The sequence below is a fragment of the Croceibacterium segetis genome, from assembly GCF_011320115.1.
Classification (GTDB): domain Bacteria; phylum Pseudomonadota; class Alphaproteobacteria; order Sphingomonadales; family Sphingomonadaceae; genus Croceibacterium_B; species Croceibacterium_B segetis.
Window position 1 is genome coordinate 18,894 of sequence record NZ_JAANOZ010000004.1, and the last position, 19,261, is coordinate 38,154.

The following is a 19,261-nucleotide window of genomic DNA, read 5'->3' on the forward strand; positions in this document are numbered from 1 at the left end:
AACCCCGACGGCCGCGGCTGTGGCATAGGAGTCACAGGGGCTTAAGGGCAATTCGCGCACATACGGACTGCCGCAAAGGCTACCTTCAAGCCCATTTTCGTCCACGGAAATGTAGCAATCGGCGCAATTTGCCTGAACTGTCGCGGTCGCACGCCAGCGCGACCATCCGCAACGACGTCGGCCGCCCCATGCTCGTCCCGCATTGGCGGCACGATCGCCGGATTCAGGCGTGGGTCTTCTTTCGGCGCCAAAACCACCAGCTGTAGACCAGCGGCGGGACCACCATGGCCGCAATCGTGACGAAAAACACGGCGACCCGGATTTGCCCGGCAAGCGGTATAAGGGCGCTCAGCGCGATCACCAGACCGCCGAGTACCATCAGCTTGCCGCCGAGGCGGTGGGTGGCGATCCAGTTGTCGGTATCGGTGATCGTCCACGGTGTGCGGATGCCGACGAAGAACCCGGGTCGACTCTTCGGCAGCGCGTTGCCGATGACCATCAGCAAGAGCCCGACGCTGATCAGCCGCACCGAATTGGGCATCGGCCAGCCGAAAGCCGGGGCCGCGTTGAACACTTCGATCACGGGAAGCAGCGCCAGCATGCCGATCCACACCGTTCTCAGCAAAGGCTGCGAGCCTTCGAGCTTGTCCTGCAGCGGATCGAGATAGGGAACGGCGGCAAAAAAGGCCGAAATCAGCAGCATGATTCCCGGCATCATCAGCAAGGCCGGCAGTGCATTCGCGAAACTGTCCGGGTTGCCGGCGGGACCCCAATGGGTCGGCAGCTGCGCGCCCGCGGGCAACAAGCTCGCGGCATAGAACGCGAATCCCGCCATCAGCGAAACGACGATCAGCGAGGCGATCAGCAGGCCCTTGTTCTTCATGCGGCTTCTCCCTCGACCGCACTGGCCGCATCGGCCGCGGTCACGCCCATTCGGCCCATGAATCCCATGACGGCTTCCTCAAGAGTGGACATGTTCAGGGTGTAGACGATGTGTCCGGCGCGGTTTTCGCCGCGGATCAGCCCGGCGGACTTCAGCTTGGCGAAATGGCCCGACATCGTCGGCTTCGACACCGGGAAATTCTCGGCCAGCTCACCCGCGGTCATCCCGCCGCGCTTGAGCAGCTCGAGCACTTCGCGCCGGATGGGGTGGGACAGGGCGTCGAAGACCGTGTTCATAGTCATTTAGCGAATAAGCTAAATAGGGCCGGGCGTCAACGCCTTCGCTATCGGCGACGTTGCCTCATTCAGCCCCCTCTCGCCAACCGCGGCGAAGCGCCCTATTGCCCCGGCGGATGAGGATCGACGGCCTGCGGATCGCGCTGTTTAGCGGCAACTACAACATGACGGTCGATGGCGCGAACAAGGCGCTCAATCGGCTGGTCGAGTACTTGCAACGGCAAGGCGCGGAAGTGCGCGTCTATTCGCCGACCGTGGCCCAGCCTGCGTTCGAGCCGAAAGGCACGCTCGTCTCGCTTCCGTCGATCGCCATACCTGGGCGCGGCGAGTATCACATGCCGATCGGCCTGTCGCGGACGGTGCGGCGCGACCTGGACGTCTTTGCGCCCGACGTTATGCATTTCTCATCGCCGGACTTCGCCGCCCGCGCCGCGATGCGCTGGGCGCGCCCCCGCGGCATCCCGATGCTCGCCTCGGTCCATACCCGGTTCGAGACCTATCCGCGATATTATCGCCTCGGCTTTCTCGAGCGACCGCTGGAAGCCTGGATTCGAACCTTTTACCGCCGGTGCGATGCGCTAGTCACCCCGTCGGCAAGCATGGTCGAAGTGCTGCGCGCGCAGAGGATGAACGACGACATCTCGCTGTGGGAGCGTGGAGTCGACCGCGAGCTGTTCAACCCCGGGCGCCGCGATCCGGCATGGCGCCGAGCGCACGGGATTGCCGACGACGAGGTCGCGGTCGGTTTCCTCGGCCGCCTGGTGATGGAAAAGGGCCTCGACGCGTTCACCGCGACGATCGCCGAGCTGCGCCGGCGGGACGTGGCACACAAGCTGCTGGTGATCGGCGGCGGTCCCGCGCGCGGCTGGTTCGAGGAGCGGCTGCCCGGCGCGGTGTTCGCCGGCTTCCAGCAGGGGGCCGACCTGGGGCGCGCCGTCGCGGCAATGGACGTGCTCTTCAATCCCTCCGATACCGAGACCTTCGGCAACGTCACCCTCGAGGCGATGGCTTGCGGCGTGCCTGTGGTCGCCGCGCGTGCCACCGGCAGCACGAGCCTGATTGTCGACGGCGAGAACGGCACGCTGGCGAGGCCTGGCGACATCGCCGGTTTCGCCGATGCCATTGCCCGCTACGTCGCCGATCCGGCCTTGCGCGCCGCGCACGGCCGCGCCGGCGAAGAGCGCAGCCGGGCCTATGCCTGGGATGCGATCAACCAGGTGGTCGCGGAAACCTACCTGCGACTGATCGGGGCGCGCCGCAAACGGGCTTCAGCGTAACACTCCCGCTCCTGTCATCCGCCGCGCATAGAGCCATTGCAGCACGATCGCGATCACGATCACTGCGGGCATGATCCAGTACATCGCCCCGCCCATCGTCGCCGGTAGCGCGGTCGTCGCCTGGTAAGCATAGCTGATCACGGCGCCGAGCAGCGACACGAGGAACGCGCTTGCGGCATGGCGCGATCGGATCAGCAGCAGGATCGCACCGAGCACCGAAACCCATACACCGATGGCCCAGGCCGCTACCGCCCATGCCGGGAAGCTGTCGACGATGGCCATCGCCGCCGGCGGGACGTTCGCCAGCCAGTTCGCGTTGTGCGTGACGGTCATCAGATAGTCGTAAGCACCGAAGCCATTCCAGCACAGCGAGACGATACCGACGGCCCACAAGTGCCAGGGGGCCTGCGCCCTTCCACCAACAGTGGCGTTCATGACAATCTCCCTCCCAAGGCGACCGGAGGGAGAATACCATGCAACCGGGGCGAGGGAAATCGCCCCGGTTGCGAGGGATTTACAGGCGCTCGATCTTCTGCGCCGCCTCGTCGAGGATCTCGGCAATGCGATGCGCGAGGTCGTCCTCGCCCTCGTCGCCTGCGCGCATGCGTTGGGCGAGCGCGGTGAACAGGTTGACCGACGCGCGCTCGATCGAGGGTTCGCGGCCGCGCTCGGCATGCTCGCCAAGCTCGGTCAACCGCTCGTAGGCCTCCGCTACCGCATCGGCTTCCTCGCTCAGCACCGCTTCGCCCGTCGGAGTGATGGCGAACTGGCGCCGCTGGTCCTCGCTCTCGCGCTCGGCGATCACGCCTTCGTCCGAAAGCATCGCCAGCGCCGGGTAAACCACGCCGGGGCTTGGAGAGTAATGCCCGCCGGAGAGCTCCTCCATCGCCCTGATCAGGTCATAACCGTGGCGTGGCTGCTCGGCGATCAGCTTGAGCAGCACCAGCCGCAGCTCGGCGCGGTCGAACATCCGCCGCCGTCCGTGACGCGGCCCGCGCGGGCCGCCGCGGCCGCCGAACGGCCCGCCGGGACCGAACGGACCGCCCGGGCCGAAAGGCCCGTTGGGACCGAACGGGCCGAACGGCCCGCCGAACCCGCCGCCCCACTGCCGGCCGGCCTTCGCGGCCATTTTCATCGCCCACCGCATGTCGTGGTCATTACATCCGTGTCGCATACCTCAATCCTTTCCAAGATGGCTTAAGATATATCTTGGATATTCTGAAATCAAGAGGTCTCGTTCAGGCTAGCGGTTTCGGCCTGTCATTGGGCTTTGGCGCGAGCCGCGTACCACTCCGCGAGGACGTCGAACGCCAGCTTGCGCTGCCCGGTCTCGGACACCAGTCCCTTGCGGTTCCAGCCGTCCTGAATCTCGGGCCGCTGACGCCGCGGCGAGCGGAAATCCTTGAGGATCCACGGGCTGAGTCCGTCGAAGTTGGGAATGCGCGAGAGCATCGCCAGCGTCTGGCGGTAGTATTCCGCCTGGTATTCCTCGGAGAACTTCGCCGGATTGGCGGGCTGGTGCAGCCCGGCGAGAGCTCCTGCGCCGACTTCCGAGAACAGCAGCGGCTTGTCCTGCGGCACGCGCCATTCGATCTTCGCGAGGTTCTCGAGCCGGTCGCCGCCGTACCAACCGTTGTAGGTGTTGATCGCCATGACATCGAGCGAGGCGGCCAGCGGGTCGTTCATCGTGAGGACCGGCACCGCCCCGTTGTCGTCGCGATTGGTGAGCAGCGCCGCGGTGACCAAGCGCGTGGGATCGAGCGCGCGCACGTCGGCCGCGAGCCGGCCGAGGAAGGCGTTGCGCGCGTCGCTCACCGGGGTCTCGTTGGCCACGCTCCACAAGCCTATCGAAGCACGGTTGCGGTCGCGCAGGATGTTCTCGGCCAGCATTCGCCGCGCCGTTTCCAGCGCCGCCGGATCGTCGAAGGCGATGCGCCAGTAGACCGGGATCTCGCTCCAGACGATCAGACCCAGTTCGTCGGCTGCGCGCAGCATCGTCTCGTTATGCGGATAGTGCGCGAGGCGGACGTAATTGGCGTGCAGCCCGTCCTTGGCGAGCGAGAGAAGCGCCCGAGCCGCCTCGGGCGTCAGGTTGCGCGTCGGGTTCGGGCCGAGCTCCTCTTCGTGGATGGCCACGCCGCGCAGGAACACCGGCTTGCCGTTGAGCAGGATGCGCGGGCCATCGACCGCGATCGTTTTGAAGCCGATCCGGTCGCGCCAGTGGTCGGCTCCGGCATTGATCTCGACATCGTAGAGCGCCGGCTTGTCCGGCGACCACAGCGCCAGCTTCGGCGGCCTGGCGAAAGCGAGATGGGCGCGGCCCCGCGCGTCGGTGCGGACGGTGCGCGCCAGCTTCAGCGCGTCGACCCGCAAGGTAACCTCGCGCCCGGCGGAGTCCGCACCGTTCAGCGCGATATCGGCGGCGATCGTGCCATCGCGCTCTAGCCGCACCCATGCATCGTCGACGAAGGTGGCCGGCAACGAGATCAGCCGGACCGAACGGGTCAAGCCGCCGTAGTTCTCCCAGTCCGTCACCGGCGGCGGAATGGATGTCGCGCTCGGCTCCGAATCCACCCCGACGACCAGCCGATTGCCGGTGGGCCGCAACACGCCGGTGGCTTCGAACGCGAACGGCGTGAACCCGCCCTCGTGCCGCCCGAGCCGCTTGCCGTTGAGCCACACCTCGGCGGAATAGTTCGCCGCGCCGAAGCGCACGAACTGCCGCTCGCCGGCGCGCGGCGCGGCGTCGAAGCGCTTCTGGTACCAGACGAGGCCCTGGTAGTGCCGCATCTCGGGCGCATGGGTCAGCCACGACGAGGGCAGCACCGCCTTGGGCGAACGATCCATGTCGTATTCGTAAAGCGCCAGCGGATCGGCCGCGCTCTTCGCCGCGACGTCGACATCGTCGTAGCGGCGGTGGCCGGTTCCGGCCGGTTCGCCATGGAACCCCGCGGCGCCCTCGCGATAGGGATCTATCGAGTAGGTCCACTCACCGTCGAGCGATTGACCCTCGCGCAAGTCGGCCGCCGCCAGGACGGGACCAGCGGGCAAGACTTGCGCGCCGAGCGGCGCCGCAACCAGCAGCATCAGCGCAGCGAGCAGGCGCAGCAGCGCGCCGGTCATCGCCCCGCTTCCGAGGGTGACAAAAGGGTGACACAGGGTGACACCGTGTAACCCAAAGTGTAATCCTGTTTTTGGCTTATTTTCAATATTTTAACTCGGCGAAGTTGACAGGTTGACAGGGTAACACGCGATAGGCCGAAACGCCAACCGCGAGCCCCTTACCTGCATCGCCCCTTCCCCAGCCCAGCGGGAGAAAAAAAGGCCCGTCGCGCAGCGATGTGAGGGCGCGTGGATCGGCCCCGCCATCTCTCGAACATAAGCAGAACGGGTGCGTGTAGGAAAGCGTTTTCGGCACGCCCTGATGATTAAGCGTCCGCTTCCGACCATTGCGGACATTTAGCACGTAGCTGCAGCGGCAAGCACAGATCCTCTCCGTTCGCGGCGTGCACCAGGAGACGCGCTGCGGCCGCTCGGCCCGCTCTGTGCAATCGGCTCGCCCGCGCCTATCTGTGCGGCGATGGCCGATCTCTTCGCCGACGACCTGCCCCCTCCGCGTTCCGACGCGCCGCGCGAGGACGCGCCGCTGGCCGACCGGCTGCGGCCGCGCGCCCTCGATGAGATCATCGGGCAGGAGCATCTGACCGGCCCCGAAGGCGCGATCGGGCGGATGGTCGCCGCGGGCAAGCTCTCCAGCATGGTGCTGTGGGGCCCGCCGGGCACCGGCAAGACCAGCATCGCCCGGTTGCTCGCCGACGCGGTCGGCATGCGTTTCGTCGCGATCAGCGCGGTGTTCAGCGGGGTCGCCGACCTCAAGAAGGCGTTCGCGGAGGCCGAGAAAGCGCGCGAGGCCGGGCAGCGCACGCTGCTGTTCGTGGACGAGATCCACCGCTTCAACCGCGCGCAGCAGGACGGCTTCCTGCCGTTCGTCGAGCGCGGCACGGTCACGCTGGTCGGCGCGACCACCGAGAACCCCAGCTTCGAGCTAAACGCCGCGCTCCTCAGCCGCGCCCAGGTCCTAATCCTCCACCGCCTCGACGCCGCCGCGCTGGAAAAGCTGCTCCAACGGGCCGAGGGGCTGGAAGGCCCGCTGCCGGTCACCGCCGAAGCGCGCGAGGCGCTGATCGCCAGCGCCGACGGCGACGGCCGCTTCCTGCTCAACCAGGCCGAGACACTGTACTCCGCCGCAATCGCCGAGCCGCTCGGCCCTGCCGAGCTCGGCCAGTTCCTCCAGCGCCGCGTGGCGGTCTACGACAAGGACCGCGAGGGGCATTACAACCTCATCTCCGCGCTGCACAAATCGATCCGCGGCTCGGACCCGCAGGCGGCGCTGTATTACCTGGCGCGGATGCTGGTCGCCGGCGAGGAGCCGCTTTACCTGCTGCGCCGCCTGACCCGCGCGGCGGTGGAAGACATCGGCATGGCCGACCCGCAGGCCCTCGTGCAGTGCCTCGCGGCCAAGGATGCCTACTACTTCCTCGGCAGCCCCGAGGGCGAACTCGCTATCGTCCAGGCGTGCCTCTACCTTGCCACCGCGCCCAAATCGAACGCCGCCTACATGGCGCAGAAAGCCGCCTGGCGCAGCGCCAAGGAGACCGGCAGCCTGATGCCGCCGGCGAACATCCTCAACGCCCCGACCAAACTGATGAAGCAGATCGGCTACGGCAAGGACTATGCCTACGACCACGCCACCGACGAAGGCTTCTCCGGCGCGAACTACTGGCCCGAGGAGATGGAACCGCAGACGTATTACGAACCGGTCGAGCGGGGGTTCGAGCGACAGGTGAATGAGCGCATCGCCTACTGGAACAAGCTCCGCGCCGAGCGCGGCGATGGCTGACCCGCTCGACAGCTACGACAAGGCCCTCGCGTTCGCCCTGACGCTGCCCGGCACCGCGCAGCTGACGAAGTTCAACTGGGCCGTCGCCGGGATTGCCGCGAACGGGCAGTCCTTTCTCTTTCCCGGGCATGAGAAGGATACCTCGTTCGTCGTCTCGATCGATCTCGGCACCGTCGAGATGCTCATGGAAACCGAGCCGGAGACGTACTGGCAATCGCCGCATTACCGGGGCCATCCTATGGTGCTGGTGCGCTATGACAGCCCCGATCCGGAGCGCGTCCGGCGGGTCATCGCGCAGGCGCGCGAGCAGGCCGCGGCGAAGAAGCCCGTTCGCCCGCGCAAGAAGTGAGCGGCCGTTTTCAGCACTTCGCGGCGATCGACTGGTCCGGCGCCGCCGGCGAGCGGCACAAAGGCCTGGCGCTCGCGATCTGCGATGCCGAGGGCGGCGCGTCGCAGTTCGTGCGGCCGGGGCACGTCTGGTCGCGCCCGGAAATCCTCGACTGGTTGCTTGGCCAAATGCCCGATTGCACGCTGGTCGGCCTCGATCTCGGCGCGTCGCTGCCATTCGCCGATTGCGGCGCGTTCTTTCCCGGCTGGGAGGCGAGCCCGCCCGATGCGAAAGCGCTCTGGCGGATGGTCGACGAGCTGTGCCGCGATGACCCCCACCTCGCCGCCTCCAGCTTCGTCGACCACCTCGAGGCAAGCCGCTATTTCCGCCGCCACGGAGGACGCGAGGGAACGCATTTCCACGCGCCCGATGCGGACCACCGCCGCGGCCGCTTTCGCGTCACGGAGGCGGCGCAGGCGGCGATGGGCTGCAAGCCCTACTCGAACTTCAACCTCGTCGGCGCGGCACAAGTCGGCAAATCGAGCCTCACCGGCATGCGGGTGCTCCACCGGCTCGACGGAAGATTGTCGGTCTGGCCGTTCGACCCGCACCCTCCGAGCGGCTCCGTGGTGGTCGAAATCTATGGCAAATATATACATTGCAAACACGCTCTCGCTGTGCCATAAGGCTGGCATTGTTGGAGTTGAGCAATGTCTGTCCTGTCAAAGCCTTATTTTCACGACGAAGAATCGGCCTTCCGCTACCTTGAAGGCATCGTGTGGAGTGGGGAGCCGGTGTGCCCGCACTGTGGCAGTGTGGACCGGATTACGAAGGTAAAGGCGAATCCGGCCAAGCGCATTCGCTTCGGCCTGTATCGTTGTGGCAACTGCAAGGGCCAGTTCACGGTCAAGATCGGCACCGTCTTCGAGCACATGCGCATTCCGCTGCATAAGGCCCTTCAGGCGGTTTATCTGGTGACCAGCAGCAAGAAGGGCATCAGCGCGCACCAGCTGCATCGCACGCTAGAGGTCACTTACAAGTCGGCCTGGTTCCTGTTGCACCGTATTCGCGAAGCGATGCGCGATGGGGACTTGTCGCCGTTCGGCGGCAACGGTGGCGTTGTCGAGGTGGACGAGACTTTCATCGGCAAGAAGAAGGGCGTGCCGACGAAGCGCGCCTATCACCACAAGATGAAGGTTCTGGCGCTGGTTGACCGGACGAGCGGCAAGGCCCGCACGATGGTAATCGACAATGTCAAAACCGAAACGCTGATGCCGTTGGTGCTGAAGCATGTGGACCGCGAAACGCGCGTTATGACGGACGAGCATGCCGCCTATCGCGATGTTGGCCGCTGGTTTGCCGGTCACGGTTTCACGAGCCACACGAAGGGCGAGTATGTGAACCTCCAAGACCGGACCGTGCATAGCAACACGGTCGAAGGTTATTTCAGCATCTTCAAACGCGGCATGAAGGGCGTTTATCAGCACTGCGGGGAGCATCACCTGCCCCGCTATCTGGCTGAGTTCGAATTCCGGTATAACAACCGGGAAGCACTTGGCTGCAACGACCAAGACCGTGCGGGGAATGCCCTTCGCGGTATCGTCGGCAAGCGCCTCACCTATGGGGGGTCTGCGGCGACGAATTGAGTTGAAAACGAGTCGGGCCGAATGGGTCCAACTTGAGTTCGACTTTGGCGAGTTGTAGCCTTGCGAGGCTGTTCACAAAGCGGGCCTTGAGCCCGTGGCGTAACTGACGGAGCGGCCCGTCCCACAAGGGCGGGCCGTCTCTATTTCAGCCTCACTATGCCGTCTTTTGGCGAGCCGCTCACCTTGGTGTTGATGTGAGCAACGGGGATCGCATCGTAGAGCGTGTGCAGCTTCAGATCGTTCTGCCACTGCTCCAGTTTGTTCATTTCGCCCTTGAGCTTCATGAAGGCGGCATAGGCGATGACGTCTGCGGCTTGCGTGAAATAGCAGTGTTTGGAGTTCTTATCGTTCGCGTCCTTCGTGAACATGTCGAGGGGCATGTTCTTCGTCGCGCCAGTGAGCCAACCGCCAAATGCGCTGCCAGTCGGAAGGTGCACTTGCGCTCTCCGGTAGAGTTTGCGGTATTCTGGATGCCCCTGATCGAAGAAGGTAAGCGCGTTCCGATTTGCCTTGGAGCATTGCGTTCGCATCCGTTGGAACAGAGCATACATCGCCGCTTCAATGCGTTCATAGCCGTAGAGGTATTTGCCGCGACTTGCGGACGCGGACATAATGCCCTCGCTTGGAATGAACGGCAGAGAGCTTAGGATTGAGCGATAGGCCTTGGCGGCCTGCGGCTTGTGGAAGTTGTGTTTACCCTTCAGGAAATTGCCCCGTCCGCCGGCGAGTTTGACGCCGTGCAGTTCTTTCGCGGTTGGGATGTAGAGCGTTTCCTTGATTGCCTTCCGCCAGGCCTTGGCTTGCGCCAGATGGTTGGGCCAGACTATCTGCCAAACCCCTTCGATCTGGCGAAGGAACGGGATGCGGATCGCGGTCGCGACGAAGACCTGTCTGTCGTGCGACTCATCGATGTAGTAAACGTCGATACCACCGGAGCGGAGATGCATGGCTGATACTCCCAAAACTCAGGCTGAAAAATTCAAAGAGGCCGCTCGCGAACACGAGGCGGACGAGGACGAGGCGCACTGGGACGAGCGACTGAAGAGAATCGCCAAGGGCAAGGTGGAAAAAACCAAATGACGACTGTCGTCCTTCCTCCAAACGTCATGGACCACATCGCGCGCACCCGTGCGGGCAGTGTAGATTTTCGCTGGAAGGACGGCGTTCTCACGTTTGCCGACCTTCTGGATTACGATGCGGTGGGCGATGAAGCGGAGTCTATTTGAAGTCGTCGTGTTGCTCGACATGCTTCGCGAACTTCACGAGGGAAAAACGCGGATGGTCGCCGCAATGATTGCACGGCGGAAATCTCTTACCGAAAACACACGTCACCTCATGCTCTGCCGTATGGTTCGAGTCGTGCGTCACTTTGTATATTCCTGAGCGGGGCACTTTATCGCCCGGCTTAAACTGTTCCGCTGCCACGGGCCTTCTCCCCGACTCATCTAGGTGAGCCAGAACATGCGCTTACGGATGCCGTTTGCAAAGTATATATTCGCCAAATCTATACCGCGATCGCGGCGATGGCGGGCGGCCGGACACCCGGGCGGAGCAAAATGAAGACCGTCGAAGAGCTCAATCGGGCGCTCATCGAAATCGGCTCCTCAACCGTTTCCGGCGCGGGTCCTATCGATGATCACAGTGCCGATGCGCTGCTGACGGCCGCCTGGCTGCGCATTGCGGCTGGGAGGAGTGAGCTGTGGCACCCGCGCGCGTTGACACGGGAGGTGGCGATGACCGAAGGCTGGACCTTCGGCGCGCCGTGACGCAGTCTACGTCAGATTACCGGGAGGGAACCGAATGAACCGCAAGCTGCTCGCAGGAATCGCCTGCCTCGTCCTCAGTTCGTGCAACGCCGTCACGACGGCGCAGCCGGAGACGAAGTGGAAGGATTTCGCCCAGCACACGGTCGACCAGTATTTCGCGCTCAATCCCGACTTCGCGATTTACCAGGGAGCGCATCACTTCGACGGGCAGTTGCCCGATTGGAGCGAGGCGGGCCTCAAGGCGCAGAAGGATTTCCTGCACAAGGTCGTCGCCGACGCGCAAGGCTACGCCGGCCTCAGCAAGACCGATGCGTTCGAACGCGATTACCTCGTGCAGGTGGCGAAGGGCCAGCTGTTCTTCCTCGAGGATGCCGATCAGCCACACACCAATCCGGCGTTCTACACCGGCGCCCTCGACCCCAACGTCTACATCAGCCGCGACTATGCCGACAAACCGACGCGGATGAAGGCGCTGACCGCCTATTTCAACCAGATCCCGGGCCGCGCGCAGGAAATCCAGGCCAATCTCAAGACGCCGCTCCCGGCGAGCTTCATCAAGTATGGCATCGTCGCCTTTGACGGCTACGCCGACTATTACGCCAAGGATGCGCTCGAGGCCTTCGCGGACGTCAACGCGCCCGAGGTACAGGCGCATCTCAAGGCCTCGGCTCTCAAGGCTTCGAAAGCGATGCGCGGGGTGGCCGACTGGCTCCGCTCGCGACAGGGCAGCGCAACGCAGGACTTCGCGCTCGGGCCCGACCGCTTCAGCAAGATGCTGCAAGCGACCGAGGCGGTTAACATCCCGCTCGACCAGTTGATGACGGTCGCCCGCAACGACCTGGCGCGCAACCAGGCGGCGGCGAAGGTGGAATGCGCCAAGTTCGCTCCCGGACTTGCCCTCAAAGCGTGCTTCGAGAAAATGTTGGCCGACAAGCCGGCGGAGGATGTCGTCGTCGCCGCGACCAAGCAGGTTCCTGACCTGACCGCCTTCGTCCAGTCGCACGATCTCGCGACCATTCCCGCCGGCGAGCATGCACTGGTCCGGGAAGCACCGCCCTATAACAGCCAGAACACCGCCTACATCGACCCGCCCGGGCCGCTCGAGCACGGCATCCCCTCGATCTATTACATCGCTCGTCCCGATCCCTCGTGGCCGGCGAAAAAGCAGCACGACTATCTGCCCGGCAAGGACAGCCTGCTGTTCATCACCACCCACGAGGTGATGCCGGGTCACTTCCTGCAATTCCTCCATTCGAACCGCTCACCCTCGCTGATCGGGCGGCTCTTCGTCGGCTACGGCTTTGCCGAGGGCTGGGCGCACTATTCCGAGCAACTGATGTGGGACGCCGGGCTGGGCAACGGCGATCCCGAGGTGCACATCGGCCAGCTCGCCGAGGCGCTCGAGCGCGATTGCCGGTTCATTTCGGCCATCGCGCTGCACACGCAGGGCATGACACAGGCGCAATCGAAGGACCTGTTCGTCAACGAATGCTACAAGGACGAAGGCAACGCCGAGCAGCAGGCCGCGCGCGGGACTTACGACCCGCAATATCTCAACTACACGCTCAACAAGCTGCTGATCCTGAAGCTGCGCGACGACTGGACCGCGAGCCGCGGTGGGCGCCAGGCGTGGAAGGCCTTCCACGATGCGTTCCTCTCGTATGGCGGCCCGCCCGTACCGCTGGTGCGCCAGGCCATGATGGGCGAGGACACGCCGCGCACGGTGTTCTGATCCCACTGGACCTTCGCCGTCGCATGACGCAAAATATGCCTTGGGCGGCCGGCTTGTCAGCCAGCCGAAGGGGCGGCGCTCTTGCGTTGCCCTATCGCTTCGCTACTTGAGGGCGCCGAGGCCGGCTTAGCTCAGTTGGTAGAGCACCTGATTTGTAATCAGGGGGTCGCGGGTTCGATTCCTGCAGCCGGCACCATTTTTCAATGACTTAGACGCCCACTGTTGCCGTCGCGCCACGCTGTCTAACATTCTGTCTAACTAGCTAGGGGGTGTCCGATGCAGCTTCGAAAATTACCTCGGGAGGAGCCCGCGGCGCTGCTCGAGTTCTGGAATCGGATGCTCGACCGCTTCATTGGCGAGCGGGATGATTAGCGGCGATGTCTGACGAATTTCTGCACCAGCGCCACGTCGACGAAAACAAGAGCATTCGCAATGCCTTCCTTGCCGGCGCACCTGCAGCCATCGCCTTCGCCTTTCACGAGACAGCCGAACGGACTTTGGCATGGTCGCTACTGCCTGTTCCGCTTGCGATCCTCGCTTGGGGGGCATCCTTCGCAAGCGGGATTTGGGCTAGCCGCCAGTTGCAACTTGCGATCAAGGGAAACGTCGGAATGAACCTCGCGGAACGCGAGGAAAACGAGGAATTTTATAACCGAGCGAAGGCGACGTTTGAGGGGGCTAGGGATAGGACCTGGGCGTTCCAGGAAGCCCAGATGTGGTTGCTATTCGTCGGTGCGGCCTTTTACTTGGTTGGGCACGTCTGGTACATTACGGAATCAGCTTCGTCGCCGGCCGACGATAGCCGGGTCAACGTCACTTCGCCAGCGCGCGCCTCGCCCGTTAAATCGGCCCCCAATACTTCGCCCGCCCGCCGCACTCGAAACACCTGAGCCGCGGAATTAGCAGCGCCATTTGCCGCGAGCTGTTCTTGCGCCGGCCGAGCGCCACCATCAGGTCGCCAGGCTCGATCACGCGCACCCGGCCGCACTGGCACTCGACGCGCAGCCTGAAGCCGTAGCGGCGAAAGTCGGCAATCGAATCGAGGTGCTTTCGGCTCACGCTCCATTTGGAACGGAGAGGGAACGGGGATCAAGCCGGTTTCTAGCGCTTCACTACAATCGCGCCGACAATCGCCGCTATTACGAGAAATATCGGCGACAAGGCTGGCTCATGTCCCTGCGACCACGACGCAACCGCCATCAAGAGATTAAGACCCACGCCCCATGCAAGGCCAATGAGTGCGCCTCTGCGCCAACCGCGTGTCATGGCGAGCGGTGTATGTCTTCGCGGTCGTGGATTCAACAAGACCTAAGCCGCCTCAGCCGCCACGCCATCTGCGGCACAAACGCGCGCCCTACTCGAAACTTGATAACTTAGCTCGATAGCGCCTATTCAGGCCCGGGGCCGCCAGCAAAGCACATCCCTCCACCCCCCCGCGAGCTGGCGGCTCTCCCATGAACAATGGGTACGCGGGCCCCCAGAATGGTGCTGGCGCTGTTGGGAGGTAGGAGCGCCGGGCGCGGGATACGCTAGGGAGTTTGCCCAGCGCCCCCGAGCCACACTCTCACCTACAAATGTTAAGAAACTGCCGCTGAAGAGCGCCGGGGTAAGTGGGCTCAACCCCGGCGCTCTCAATGCGGATCCGAAGATCTCCGGTCGGAGCGCTTCTCCCCATTGGCACGCCGAGTCGTGGTCGCGTTCGCGGGCGTGCGGCAACGTTTTAACCATGATTGAAGAAGCCGGCTAGCCGATTTCAGAATCACCACATTGGCACGCCGGCGACGGTCGAGAACGCCGGCGTTACGACCCTTTTGCGCGCTCGGAACAAGGGCCTGTGCGGTGGGTTGTTTGCATGCGCCGTAGTGAACGTACCGTTCAGCATTCTGGAACAGCCCATCGTCAGCATCAATCGGAGGGCAACAGCAACTTTTGCCCCGCATTCGCCGCGTCGGCGCCCAGCGCCTGACCGGAAAGGACGTGGCATAGCGTGGACGACACACTGAAGGCCCAGGCCCTGGTTCTGACGCTCACCCATGCCGAACTGGTAGCGCTCGAGAGTATTGCGGCGGGGGAGTCCCTGCGCGACCTGGCGCTGCGCCTGGAAACGGACATCCTGAGCGCGCAGAACATCAGGAAATCCATGAAAAGGAAGCTGGGCGCAGAGCTTGACGCAGATGCCGTTCGCGTCGCGATATATGCGGGGATAGGTGACTGACGGCGCCGCCTCTGGGAGAACGGGCCAATGCGCCGCCCCGACAAGGCCGAGCTAGGGTTCTTCCTGCTGATGGTGCTGGCGCTGCTAGGCCTCTGACTGGCCGCTCTCAGCCAACATTCTGGCAATGTCGGCTTCGCCCTCTTGGGCCATTTGCAGCAGAACCCGAGCTGTCCGCTTGTCGGTAGTGCTCTTGGCGAGCCTACGGCATTGCTCCACGCGCGACGCCATCTTCGCAATCGTCTCTTTGTCTACCATCCGAAGCCCTGCCTCTGGTTAGTTCGAGTCGGCGCGGCTCGAGTGTTGCTTATGCGCTCAATTCAGGGGGTCGAAGAGGCCGCATTTGTATAACCCATTTACGCCGCAGTGGGCGCCGTTCGCGAACTTTGCGATCAGGATGGGGCTGGCGCTGTTGGGAGGGTAGGAGCGCCGGGCATGAGACGGTCTGGACTGTGCGCCCGGCGCTCCTGAAGCTGATCTAGACGCAAATCCTTAATGTCAGGTGCGGCGCTGCCAAAGGGTTCGCGAGCCCGCCCGCCGCACCCGACGCGGCACAAACGCGTGCGCTACGCGAAACTTGATAACTTGGCTCGATAGCGGCTATCCAGGCCCGGGGCCGCCAGCAAAGCACGACCCTCCACCCCCCCGCGAGCTGGCGGCTCTCAGGACGGGCAATTCTCCTGTTGCGTCTATCCCCAACCGTGGGCAGGCGATCGCTTGAAACTTCAGCAATCTTGGTTAACAGCGCCGCCCTCGGGTCGCGGGACCCCCGCGATTTCCTTGGACTGAACTTCACGGGGTCGCATCATTGGTGCGGCCCCCTTTTTCTAGCTTCTCGGATAAGCGGCGGCGGGCACGGTAAACCCGCTGTCGCTCCCGCAGCGCGCCACGCCCTTAGCGTCACCCATCCTTCCTTAACTCCTGAAGAGTTCGCGAGCCCGGCCGCCCGCGACAAGATACCGGGCTCGCGAGGGCGCGGGGGTTGCGCCCTAGTCAATCTTCTCGCGGGAAGAACACCTTCCCGTCCACCAGATAGGCACCGGCCGCGATCATCATTGAGGTGCCCCGCGTGATGGCATTCGCCTCTTCCACGGGCGAAAGCGGCGGGCCTTCGTCCTTCGCCAGGGCAATCGCTACCCAGCCCGCGCACGCCTGCCAGAGCGCTCGATCAGGACCGTTCATCACGCCGCGCCTTTTGCGCACAGCTGCCAAAACGCGGGCGTTTCGCCAGGGATCGTGCTTTCCGGGACGGTCATCAGCGCTGTCCACAGCGAACCCTTGTAGGTGACCTGGTCACCCCGCTTGTAGGTCGCGGCGCGCTGATAGATGCCCCGGAACCGGGCGCCCGATTTCTCGATCTCTTCCATGCGCTGGTCAACGTCGGCAAATTTCTCGAGCAGCTGGTCGACCAGCAGGTAAATCTCCTGCCGGGTCGCCGCGCCTTTCAGCACGTCCTCGCCGAGCTCGCGGCGCATGTTTTCGGAGTAGGTCATCAGGTCGCACTCGGGAACAAGCCGGTGATGCTGACAGCCGCGGCGGGCCCCGCCGCTTCCCACGCCACGCGCCCGATTGCGCGGATCGAGCGTAGGTTGTTCTCCCACAATGAGACCAGGGCGGCCCCGGTCGGCTGGTCCTGCGTGAAGCCGCTGGTGACCATTTCGACGGTGCCGGCCTCGCTCGTCGCGAGCATGACTTCCTCGTCCCACGCGGCCAGGATGGTTGCCGGGTCGACCAGCGTTAGCTGCCCGTCCGGGGCGGCCGACGACGTGAGGGTGGGGACGCCGGCAATCTCGCCGCCGCGAGCTCCAACGTCCCCGTTGAAATCCCGCGCGAGCCCGGCGCCAATTTGAGGCGTTGTCACGAAAACAGCCGTTGCAAGGTCGCCGGTGAAGGCCGCGAACACCTCGGCCAGGTCATCGTCAATGTCGCTGGTCGCCGCTACCTCGGTCGCGCCGTTGGTCAAGGCGGCCGGCGCGATGGCGCTTCCGTCATTCGCCGGGTCGAACATGGCAAGGTCGAGCGCGTCGGCAAAGGCGCGCGTAAGGTCATCAAACACAAGCTGTTCGATCATCGGCGAAGCTTCCAGCGCCTCCTTCGTCCACACGGACATTGCCGCGAGCTTCGCCGGCACCAGGCCGACATTGGAAATCGCCGGCTTCAGGACCGGGATCGGCTTGGCCTCGGCAACCCAGGTCGCCGTCGAGTTGGAAATCGTGGTCGAGCGGACGCGAAAGCCGGTCCGGCGAATCCCGCGCATCCGGAACAGCAAGGCGCGCTCGCGGACGGCCCGGAACAGTTCGCGGTCGAGCAAGCCCGTTGAGGTCGAGCTGTCGATGTCGGACACGGTGACGGCATCGGCCGCCTTTGTGATCTCGCGCGGGGCGCCAGCTTCGCCCCAGCGCTCGACCGCCCAGGCGCGGGCGTGGAGGTCGCCAGTGCCGCACACCGCGAACGTGATCGCGGCCTTCGTCGCGTCGAGGCGGGTTTCGCGCAGTGCAACTTGTCGGGTCATGGTCAGCTCCTTGCTGACACCCGATCATCCCCACGAAACGCGCCTGCGCGATGACTGAAACGCGCCTGGGCAGTCCGTAAATTCCAACTGAAACGCGCCTGTCGGCCTTCAAACGCGCCTGAGGCCGTCGATTGCGTCCGCGGTGGCCAACCAGCGCCCGCCTACGCGGCGCACTCCCGCATCGCCAGCGTCGAGCCCACGATCGCACAACCGCCGCACATAGGCTTCGCCGATGCCGAGCCGATAGGCGATGACGCTTGGCTCAAGCCATTCCTCGGGCTCGGGCTCGGCTGGCGCGTCGAGCAGCCGCCGCAGCTCGGCCAGGTCCGCTTCGATACGGGCTATAAGGGCGAGCGCGGCGGTCACTAAGGCTCGGCGCGTGCGCGCGTGAAAAGCTGTATTGGCGCTAAAGCGAGGGGAACGGGTCGGTGCAGCCTCAGAAGCTTAATGTGGTTTTGCGGAATAGTTGGGTCCGTGTCGGTGAAGGAACCGGCGGGGGGCCAGAATTGACCTCCCCCGGCGTGGCCAAGCACCGACCGCCGCCCGACTTTTGCGCATTTGCAGATTGATGTTCGGCGGGTCATTCTTCGGGCCAGCCGTCGAGGCCAATGCGGCGCTTGTAGCGTTTGCCGGCATCGGCGAGCGTCTTTCTATCCGAGCATCCCCTGCACAGCGCCTGATAATTCGATCGCTCGGTTTTGCCGCCGCGAGACAGTGGCACGATGTGGTCGGCGATCGTCGCCACGGTGACGCGGCCCTTGCGTTGACACTCTTCGCAAAGCGGCTGCTCTTTCAAGAGCTGCGCTCGAATGCGGCGGTGTTCAGCGTCGTAGCCTCGAGCCGACGGTGACTGTCGCTTGTGCTGCCAGGGTTTGCGGGCGGTCATAGGGAGGTCTCCCGATGTCACGCGCGCACGCGCGAGATGTTGCGAATTAGCGTCGGAAAGGGCGGCGGTCGGTAAAGGCGGCGAAGGGGTGCAACATTCACATTCCCCCGCCCGGTGAAGGACGCACCTGATCGCGCCTCCCGCTGGACAGCGAAGCGCGTCTGAGCGATTATGGTTAAGGGTCGATCGTTGCGGGGGCGCGAATGAGCGACGATGAGGTAACTGAATTCGTCATCGGTCGAGTTGCAGAGCTGGCGGTCGCGCTGCTCAATGAGCATGTCGGAGGCAATGCCGAGGCGGCCAAAGTCAGGATCGAGGCTAGGTTTATCCTGACGGCACTCGGTAACTGGGCCGCCACGAACGGACGCGCGGACCTGATGCCGTTGCTTCATGGTCTCGCGGCCAGGATCAACGACCCCGGTAATGCGCTGGAGCCCGAACCGCCGTTCTTCGAACCGGTTCGGGCCACCGCGAAGGTCAGGTTTCGCTGGTGAAACGCCGAACATTGCTCGGCTCCCGCCACATACGCAATTTACCCAAAGGCTGGCCGAAGGAATCCTCAAGCCACCGGAATTTAGACCGGGGTGTGCGTACGCTTTCTCTCTTGGTTGCCATAATCGCGGCGACGGCGCTCGGGTGGGCCGCTGGTGCGCTGTCTGACCAGCTTGCGCTGGTTGTCGCGCTACTGACGGCAGCGGTCGTGCTCTACGCCGATCCGCAGTGGACCTGGACGCTGCCGGAGCATTTGGACTGCTATTGAGCCGCCAGGGCTGCGGGCCGGCTCGGCAACCCGATCTTAACCATGGGCCAGTAGATTTTGAGT

The 19,261-nt window shown here is 64.2% G+C and carries 24 protein-coding genes, 1 tRNA gene and 1 pseudogene; 14 read left to right on the top strand and 12 right to left on the bottom strand.

Annotated elements, in window-relative coordinates:
• Window positions 1-223: 223 nt before the first annotated feature.
• Both G7B69_RS05560 and G7B69_RS05565 read right to left on the bottom strand, forming a co-directional pair.
• Entirely contained in the window at window positions 224-883 is a 660-nt protein-coding gene (locus G7B69_RS05560; protein WP_166176976.1) for an SdpI family protein, read from the bottom strand.
• The gene (locus tag G7B69_RS05565) at window positions 880-1,185 is read right to left on the bottom strand and encodes a metalloregulator ArsR/SmtB family transcription factor (RefSeq protein WP_423717835.1); all 306 of its coding nucleotides are present in this window, start codon (window positions 1,183-1,185) and stop codon (window positions 880-882) included. The genes G7B69_RS05560 and G7B69_RS05565 overlap by 4 nt, the downstream gene beginning before the upstream one ends.
• Window positions 1,186-1,295: 110 nt before the next feature.
• On the opposite strand from G7B69_RS05565, the gene G7B69_RS05570 reads away from it, so the two are divergent.
• Window positions 1,296-2,456 carry a glycosyltransferase family 4 protein gene (locus tag G7B69_RS05570; RefSeq protein WP_166176978.1) on the top strand — a complete coding sequence of 387 codons (1,161 nt, stop codon included), beginning with the start codon at window positions 1,296-1,298 and terminating at the stop codon, window positions 2,454-2,456.
• Here G7B69_RS05570 and G7B69_RS05575 read toward each other — a convergent pair.
• The 3 genes from G7B69_RS05575 to G7B69_RS05585 form a co-directional block, all read right to left on the bottom strand.
• On the bottom strand, window positions 2,448-2,891 hold the full coding sequence (locus tag G7B69_RS05575; RefSeq protein WP_166176980.1) for a hypothetical protein: 444 nt from the start codon (window positions 2,889-2,891) through the stop codon (window positions 2,448-2,450). The genes G7B69_RS05570 and G7B69_RS05575 overlap by 9 nt on opposite strands.
• Before the next feature lie 79 nt (window positions 2,892-2,970).
• Complete coding sequence (locus G7B69_RS05580) at window positions 2,971-3,585, bottom strand: PadR family transcriptional regulator (RefSeq protein ID WP_166176982.1); 615 nt, start codon at window positions 3,583-3,585, stop codon at window positions 2,971-2,973.
• Between the two features lie 131 nt (window positions 3,586-3,716).
• Window positions 3,717-5,579, bottom strand: a complete 1,863-nt coding sequence (locus G7B69_RS05585) for a glycoside hydrolase family 2 protein (protein ID WP_243415040.1) — start codon at window positions 5,577-5,579, stop codon at window positions 3,717-3,719.
• Between the two features lie 457 nt (window positions 5,580-6,036).
• Between G7B69_RS05585 and G7B69_RS05590 the strand changes: the two genes are divergently transcribed.
• From G7B69_RS05590 to G7B69_RS05605, 4 genes and pseudogenes are all read left to right on the top strand, one after another.
• Complete coding sequence (locus G7B69_RS05590; protein ID WP_166176984.1) at window positions 6,037-7,356, top strand: replication-associated recombination protein A; 1,320 nt, start codon at window positions 6,037-6,039, stop codon at window positions 7,354-7,356.
• Entirely contained in the window at window positions 7,349-7,705 is a 357-nt protein-coding gene (locus G7B69_RS05595; RefSeq protein ID WP_166176986.1) for a hypothetical protein, read from the top strand. The genes G7B69_RS05590 and G7B69_RS05595 overlap by 8 nt, the downstream gene beginning before the upstream one ends.
• Window positions 7,702-8,328: pseudogene (locus G7B69_RS05600) on the top strand (hypothetical protein); the annotation flags it as partial. The gene G7B69_RS05595 and the pseudogene G7B69_RS05600, both read left to right, overlap by 4 nt.
• 66 nt (window positions 8,329-8,394) lie before the next feature.
• Window positions 8,395-9,330 carry an IS1595 family transposase gene (locus G7B69_RS05605; RefSeq protein WP_166176990.1) on the top strand — a complete coding sequence of 312 codons (936 nt, stop codon included), beginning with the start codon at window positions 8,395-8,397 and terminating at the stop codon, window positions 9,328-9,330.
• A gap of 140 nt (window positions 9,331-9,470) precedes the next feature.
• Here G7B69_RS05605 and G7B69_RS05610 read toward each other — a convergent pair whose 3' ends face one another.
• Complete coding sequence (locus tag G7B69_RS05610) at window positions 9,471-10,277, bottom strand: DUF3800 domain-containing protein (protein ID WP_166176992.1); 807 nt, start codon at window positions 10,275-10,277, stop codon at window positions 9,471-9,473.
• On the opposite strand from G7B69_RS05610, the gene G7B69_RS16925 reads away from it, so the two are divergent.
• The 6 genes from G7B69_RS16925 (at window position 10,276) to G7B69_RS05635 (ending at window position 13,718) form a co-directional block, all read left to right on the top strand.
• On the top strand, window positions 10,276-10,410 hold the full coding sequence (locus G7B69_RS16925) for a hypothetical protein (RefSeq protein WP_279323143.1): 135 nt from the start codon (window positions 10,276-10,278) through the stop codon (window positions 10,408-10,410). The two genes, G7B69_RS05610 and G7B69_RS16925, sit on opposite strands and share 2 nt — an antisense overlap.
• Window positions 10,407-10,556 (top strand): hypothetical protein, encoded by a 150-nt coding sequence (locus G7B69_RS05615; protein WP_166176994.1) that lies wholly within the window; start codon window positions 10,407-10,409, stop codon window positions 10,554-10,556. The genes G7B69_RS16925 and G7B69_RS05615 overlap by 4 nt, the downstream gene beginning before the upstream one ends.
• A gap of 330 nt (window positions 10,557-10,886) precedes the next feature.
• Window positions 10,887-11,096: a hypothetical protein gene (locus G7B69_RS05620; protein WP_166176996.1), complete on the top strand. Its 210-nt coding sequence runs from the start codon at window positions 10,887-10,889 to the stop codon at window positions 11,094-11,096.
• Between the two features lie 34 nt (window positions 11,097-11,130).
• Window positions 11,131-12,828, top strand: coding sequence for a DUF885 domain-containing protein (locus tag G7B69_RS05625; RefSeq protein ID WP_166176998.1), 1,698 nt, complete (start codon window positions 11,131-11,133; stop codon window positions 12,826-12,828).
• A gap of 120 nt (window positions 12,829-12,948) precedes the next feature.
• A tRNA-Thr gene (locus tag G7B69_RS05630) sits at window positions 12,949-13,024 on the top strand.
• A 181-nt stretch (window positions 13,025-13,205) separates the two neighbouring features.
• Entirely contained in the window at window positions 13,206-13,718 is a 513-nt protein-coding gene (locus G7B69_RS05635; RefSeq protein ID WP_166177000.1) for a hypothetical protein, read from the top strand.
• Here the strand turns inward: G7B69_RS05635 and G7B69_RS05640 are convergent.
• Complete coding sequence (locus tag G7B69_RS05640) at window positions 13,669-13,887, bottom strand: hypothetical protein (protein WP_166177002.1); 219 nt, start codon at window positions 13,885-13,887, stop codon at window positions 13,669-13,671. The two genes, G7B69_RS05635 and G7B69_RS05640, sit on opposite strands and share 50 nt — an antisense overlap.
• A 928-nt stretch (window positions 13,888-14,815) precedes the next feature.
• Between G7B69_RS05640 and G7B69_RS05645 the strand changes: the two genes are divergently transcribed.
• On the top strand, window positions 14,816-15,043 hold the full coding sequence (locus G7B69_RS05645; protein ID WP_166177004.1) for a hypothetical protein: 228 nt from the start codon (window positions 14,816-14,818) through the stop codon (window positions 15,041-15,043).
• Between the two features lie 990 nt (window positions 15,044-16,033).
• On the opposite strand, the gene G7B69_RS05650 is transcribed toward G7B69_RS05645, so the two are convergent.
• The 5 genes from G7B69_RS05650 to G7B69_RS05670 form a co-directional block, all read right to left on the bottom strand.
• The gene (locus G7B69_RS05650) at window positions 16,034-16,222 is read right to left on the bottom strand and encodes a hypothetical protein (RefSeq protein WP_166177006.1); all 189 of its coding nucleotides are present in this window, start codon (window positions 16,220-16,222) and stop codon (window positions 16,034-16,036) included.
• The gene (locus G7B69_RS05655) at window positions 16,222-16,515 is read right to left on the bottom strand and encodes a hypothetical protein (protein WP_166177008.1); all 294 of its coding nucleotides are present in this window, start codon (window positions 16,513-16,515) and stop codon (window positions 16,222-16,224) included. The genes G7B69_RS05650 and G7B69_RS05655 overlap by 1 nt, the downstream gene beginning before the upstream one ends.
• A gap of 17 nt (window positions 16,516-16,532) precedes the next feature.
• Window positions 16,533-17,552 (bottom strand): phage major capsid protein, encoded by a 1,020-nt coding sequence (locus G7B69_RS05660; protein WP_166177010.1) that lies wholly within the window; start codon window positions 17,550-17,552, stop codon window positions 16,533-16,535.
• Window positions 17,553-17,660: 108 nt separating this feature from the next.
• Window positions 17,661-17,918, bottom strand: a complete 258-nt coding sequence (locus G7B69_RS05665; RefSeq protein ID WP_166177012.1) for a hypothetical protein — start codon at window positions 17,916-17,918, stop codon at window positions 17,661-17,663.
• 214 nt (window positions 17,919-18,132) lie between these two features.
• Window positions 18,133-18,438: an HNH endonuclease gene (locus G7B69_RS05670; protein WP_166177014.1), complete on the bottom strand. Its 306-nt coding sequence runs from the start codon at window positions 18,436-18,438 to the stop codon at window positions 18,133-18,135.
• Between the two features lie 203 nt (window positions 18,439-18,641).
• Here G7B69_RS05670 and G7B69_RS05675 point away from each other — a divergent pair, with 203 nt between their 5' ends.
• Together G7B69_RS05675 and G7B69_RS05680 are read left to right on the top strand one after the other, a co-directional pair.
• Window positions 18,642-18,932 carry a hypothetical protein gene (locus G7B69_RS05675; protein WP_166177016.1) on the top strand — a complete coding sequence of 97 codons (291 nt, stop codon included), beginning with the start codon at window positions 18,642-18,644 and terminating at the stop codon, window positions 18,930-18,932.
• A 110-nt stretch (window positions 18,933-19,042) separates the two neighbouring features.
• Complete coding sequence (locus G7B69_RS05680; RefSeq protein WP_166177018.1) at window positions 19,043-19,198, top strand: hypothetical protein; 156 nt, start codon at window positions 19,043-19,045, stop codon at window positions 19,196-19,198.
• Window positions 19,199-19,261 lie beyond the last annotated feature (63 nt).